This window comes from Pseudomonas sp. B329 (assembly GCF_023127835.1).
GTDB classification, from domain to species: Bacteria; Pseudomonadota; Gammaproteobacteria; order Pseudomonadales; family Pseudomonadaceae; genus Aquipseudomonas; species Aquipseudomonas synxantha_A.
This window is the reverse complement of sequence record NZ_SPKP01000046.1, coordinates 8,900-11,555: the sequence shown is the minus strand read 5'-3', so window position 1 is coordinate 11,555 and position 2,656 is coordinate 8,900. Positions and strand designations below refer to the sequence as shown.

Sequence of the window (2,656 nt, the reverse complement as noted above, 5' to 3'; positions counted from 1 at the left end):
AGGAACGCCTTGCCCGTCGGGGAGGGTTCCCCGGTGGGTGTTGATTGGATTGATGCAGGACTGCGTATAGCCTGAGTTGGATCAGTGGCCGGGTATGGCCATTTGCGTTCAGCGTTGCTGCTCTTCCGCAAGCGCTATCAATAAGGCGTTAGGCTGGTCTGATGCCAGAAGCAGGCTGAGGCTCAGTCGCAGCAGTGGTTCATGTTCTGCATCACTCACTGAGCCGAACTTGGCAACCTCGAACACCATGTAGGGTGCGTTTGGATCGGCCAGGTGAGCTTTGAAGGCTGCGCGTACCACGTTGCTCAGCCTGTCGAGCTGCAGCTTTTCAGGATGACTTGAACCATCGAGCAATACTGCGTGTTGCCACGCGTCTGGAGTGAACACAACGGGCAAGTGCAGAGTGTTCGGTGCATCGCTTGTGAATGAGTCGGACATGGGGTGCCTCCGTTGATGGCGCGAAGAAACCTGTCCCATAGGGGAAAGAATTTCCCCACGGTGGGTTGAAGAAAAGCAAGAGGGTTTGGGACGCGCCAAGCTCGAAAGACGCTTGGGACAGCAGTAGGCGCTCATCACCCGTGAAACGTGACCGTGCGAGCCACCGAACGCTAATCGCACTTGGGGGGAGCCATCACCGGAGTGACGTAGCTTTGAAGGCTCAGGCTACCTGGGAAGGTGCTGTCGATAACAGCGATCCGTACCCTCTATGTAGCTGGAAGATATGGATGGGTCAACGGCCATAGAGGCGTAGGTGCACGAGCTGCGTCTTCTGTCTTCCAGTGAAGAGTTTTTCGACCGAGCAAGCTGATAAACGGTTAAGCATGGGCGGTTTTCAGTAGTAGTCTGTAATCTCGATTTCCACAGGAATACGCTCAGAAGAGGGCGCAATCATGTCGGCTCAGCAGCCACTTCAAATCTCCCGCACACACCGCTGGGCATATGCATGCGGTATGTCGGTAAAACGTGTTTATCGCAGGTTGAAAGGATTTGAATCTCGTGTGGCTAAACGTGCGGTGGCGACAGGTATGCCTGCGGGTGGGCTATTGGTTCGTGGGAGCTTTCTGGTTACGAAGCTGGCACTCATTCTTGGGTTGCTCTTTATCGGTTTCTGGTTGGTCGCTTCTGTCGTAACGATGGTCGCTGTGATTGGTCTCCTGTTGTCCAAGGCTGCCATTGACGCGGATCTCGAAGGCAATGAGCCAGGCCCAGACTTTTTAGGGGCCAACACCTATCTAGGCAATTACGACGACAACGGCCATTACATCGGGCACTCCAAATCATCGAGTAGTGACGTCAGATGATCCTTTTCGTAGCTCCCATCAACTGATCTGTGCCTTCGCTTGCCGCGCCATGCGCTGCTTTGCTCGCACTTCCTAGCATCCCTTCAAGGCTGCTGCCAATTGAGTAGCCTGCCCAGCTCATGGCAACTAGAAATAGTCCTGGCAGAACCAAGAACATCGCCCCCATCACATACTCAATCACCTGTGCCGTGACGGTCCCGTCCATAAAACCGGATGTGGGCAGCGACAGCAGCACCTGATTAGACGCCGACACTTGGTTGTACAAGGTATCGAGCATGCTGGAGTCGACCCAACGGGCCAGCTCCCACCAGAAGGTCAGCATGTGCAGCGTGAACAGCGCGAACGTCACCGTCATGACGGTCTTTAGCTGGTAGGTGCTGACCAGCATGATCAGTGGCAGGCTGATGATGACGCCCATGATCAGGAAAGCCTGCACCATCGGCAGAGCGGCGCGTAGCGCGTTCATCGCCGGGAAGTTGCTGAAGGAGCCGAGGGCCAGCCCCGTGTTGGTGGCCAGGTTATTAAGCCCCTGATTGATCGACCCGCCGCGAGCACTGGAGCCATAGTCCTGGTACACCTGTCCTGGCGACATGGACATCGATTGCTGGCGCGGGCTGACCAGTTCGCGCAGTGTGGCATCCTCGATCTCGTTGCTTGAACGGACAGTCAACCAGCCTTTCAGCTGGGTCAACAGCGAAGGATCGACTTGCTCAATCAAGCGCTCGCGCAACCCGACACCGCTGTCGCTCCACCACTGCTTGCAGGTGGGATAGCCCGCGCCATTCTCCAGCCGTGGCAAGGAAGCATCGCGGGTTTCATCGTAGGGCCAACTGACTCGCGGTGTACGTGAGCGATCGGTGTCGTAGTAGCCCGGCGTGTCGAGAAAATAGCTTGAGCCGATCCAGGACGCATCATGACTTTGCGCCTTGTCCAGCTGTGGACGATTGGTGAATAGCCGAGAGCGGGAATAGCCGTAACAGTCGCGAGTGAAGTCGGCGACTTCCTGTAGCAAAACCTGGTTATCGATGCGCGAACTGTCGATCTCCATGCGCATCTGTCGGATATCCGGTGCACAGGGGATGGAGGCCGTGGCTGCCGCGGTCACCCCTTTGCTCACGGCGTGTACCAGAAACCACCAGATTGGTACGTTGGCAGAGCGTTCGCCGATGGTATTGAAGGTCATCCCCCAGGCGGTTTCTGCTGGCTTAGCCACACTGATACCGCAGCGCTGGCTCGCTGCATCATCGAACGCCATTGACGTGAGGCTCAATGGAAAGACCGGCGCGCAGCCGAACAAGACGACGATGTAGGCCAGCCACAGCCGGTTCTCGATTCGAGGCACCGAGAGCAATCCC

3 protein-coding genes are annotated in these 2,656 nt (G+C 56.7%); 1 reads left to right on the top strand and 2 read right to left on the bottom strand.

Annotation, left to right across the window (positions count from 1 at the left end; all coding sequences use genetic code 11):
* Positions 1 to 108 precede the first annotated feature (108 nt).
* Positions 109 to 438 carry a hypothetical protein gene (locus E4P00_RS21265; RefSeq protein ID WP_248132974.1) on the bottom strand — a complete coding sequence of 110 codons (330 nt, stop codon included), beginning with the start codon at positions 436 to 438 and terminating at the stop codon, positions 109 to 111.
* A 452-nt stretch (positions 439 to 890) separates the two neighbouring features.
* Here E4P00_RS21265 and E4P00_RS21260 point away from each other — a divergent pair, with 452 nt between their 5' ends.
* Positions 891 to 1,301 carry a DUF3742 family protein gene (locus E4P00_RS21260; RefSeq protein ID WP_248132972.1) on the top strand — a complete coding sequence of 137 codons (411 nt, stop codon included), beginning with the start codon at positions 891 to 893 and terminating at the stop codon, positions 1,299 to 1,301.
* Here the strand turns inward: E4P00_RS21260 and E4P00_RS21255 are convergent.
* Positions 1,294 to 2,656: conjugal transfer protein TraG N-terminal domain-containing protein (locus E4P00_RS21255; protein ID WP_248132969.1), on the bottom strand; the 1,363-nt coding region annotated here is incomplete at its 5' end. The two genes, E4P00_RS21260 and E4P00_RS21255, sit on opposite strands and share 8 nt — an antisense overlap.

Coding starts and splice junctions, on each gene's coding strand:
- E4P00_RS21260 (WP_248132972.1), top strand. CDS start 891: ATGTCGGCTCAGCAGCCACTTCAAATCTCCCGCACACACCGCTGGGCA.
- E4P00_RS21265 (WP_248132974.1), bottom strand. CDS start 438: ATGTCCGACTCATTCACAAGCGATGCACCGAACACTCTGCACTTGCCC.